Genomic DNA, 1619 nt, shown 5'->3' on the forward strand with positions numbered 1-1619 from the left:
CGCGGCGGTGACCACCCAGCCAGCCGCGCGATCAGCGAGCTTCGAGGGCCGCCTCGTCGAGGCGCTCGATCGAACCGGCGATCTGACGAAGGCGCCATGGCTTCGTGACGAGCATCGCAGGACTGTCGAGCGATACCTGACCCTGAAGTCGCCGAAGGCCATCGCTGTCGAGCCAAAATCAGGCCGCCCGTTCTGGTGGAACTCAGTCAGCTCAATCGCGGTCGCAGAGCAGCTTGCGCTTGAAGGCTGCCAGCAAAGCTACGTGAGTCCCTGCACCCTTGTCGCCTCGGACGAGGCGTTGCTGGCGTCCGATCCGCGCCAAGCGCCTTTGCGGCCTATGGAGCGGCTGTCCTACGCAGGGCGCTTTCAGGCCGATCGGGTCCCGCTCTCCGATCCCAATGGCGCGCACGACGTCGTGCAGAGATATGGTGGTATGAGCGAGCCCAAGGCGATGGCAGTCCGGCCTAACGGCGCCATTTTCACTGCGCGTAACGGCGCTGGCGTCGCGGAGGCTGAGGCAGCGGCCCTCACTGCTTGCAACGCCAAGACCTCGCCGTTTCCCTGTTTCCTCTACGCGGTGAACAACCAGGTCGTCCTGCCGCAGCGCCGCACAGAGCCAACACGGTGATGTCGCGCTGGATCGTCGGGCTGGTCGTCCCCATGGCGCTGTGGCTGCTTCCACCACACGCAGGGCACGCACAAGGCTGGGACCCCGATAATGAAACATCAAGCGTGAAACTCATTCGGGAGGCTCCAGGTCGGGGCGTGCTGCCGCCGCGTTTCGACCTGTCCCCGAGAATGCCGCCTCCACGATCGCAGGGCCCCAGCAATACCTGTGTCTCCTGGGCCGTCACCTATGCGGCCGCATCTCAGCTCCGTCGACGCCTCAAAAACCCGCGCCAGCAGGACCTGACGTTCAGCCCGAGCTTCAGCTATAACTTGGTCTCCAATGAAGCTCACTGCATGGGGTTGTCATCGATAAGCGACACGTTGAATCTACTGCGAGACGTCGGCGCCTTACCGATCGAACAATATGCGTTCGATCCCGGATGGTGTGGTCGCAAACCCACAGCCGATGAACTCGCCAATGCTGCTCAATATCGTATCAAGAGCTGGGCTGCCGTCGATGCGGCCAATCTCGATGTCGTGAAATCCTTGATCGCCAATGACACACCCGTAATCTACGGCATGTCCGTTGGATCGCGGTTCGCGCATCAACGCACGAGTGACACCTTCAATGTGGTCGAGAATGGACCGGGCACGCTGGGCCACGTAATGGTCGTGATCGGCTACGACGACGAGCGACAGGCATTCCGGGTTCAAAATTCTGCCGGTACGATATGGGGTGACAGCGGTCGCTTTTGGCTGTCGTACCAAATTTGGACGCAGCAGGTCCGCCACGCCTACATCATTGAGAACTGACCTTTTTTTCAGCCGTTCGCTGTTGTTCCAGAGAGTAGCCTGTAAGCAGTCGTTCCCAAAGCCTCCTTTGGGTCGCGAACGGGCGTTCCTATCGGGCGCATGCGATCTCACGGCCCGCGGTGCCAGGCGGTCGGGGGTCGTGTCCCTGGGCGTGGTGTAGCTTGGTGAGGGCCACGACGATCACCGGCTTGGGCCGG

General features: G+C 61.8%; 2 protein-coding genes. Both read left to right on the top strand.

Going from position 1 to position 1619, the window contains the following annotated elements; genetic code table 11:
• On the top strand, window positions 1-628 hold a 628-nt coding region (locus MFF13_RS26075), incomplete at its 5' end, for a DUF4189 domain-containing protein (protein WP_238273377.1).
• Complete coding sequence (locus MFF13_RS26080; protein ID WP_238273378.1) at window positions 628-1422, top strand: C1 family peptidase; 795 nt, start codon at window positions 628-630, stop codon at window positions 1420-1422. The genes MFF13_RS26075 and MFF13_RS26080, both read left to right, overlap by 1 nt.
• The last annotated feature ends 197 nt before the right edge of the window (window positions 1423-1619 follow it).

It is taken from the genome of Methylobacterium cerastii (assembly GCF_022179125.1).
Classification (GTDB): Bacteria; Pseudomonadota; Alphaproteobacteria; order Rhizobiales; family Beijerinckiaceae; genus Methylobacterium; species Methylobacterium cerastii.

Excerpts from the sequence above, each read along its gene's own strand:
- MFF13_RS26080 (WP_238273378.1), top strand. The coding sequence starts at position 628 with ATGTCGCGCTGGATCGTCGGGCTGGTCGTCCCCATGGCGCTGTGGCTG.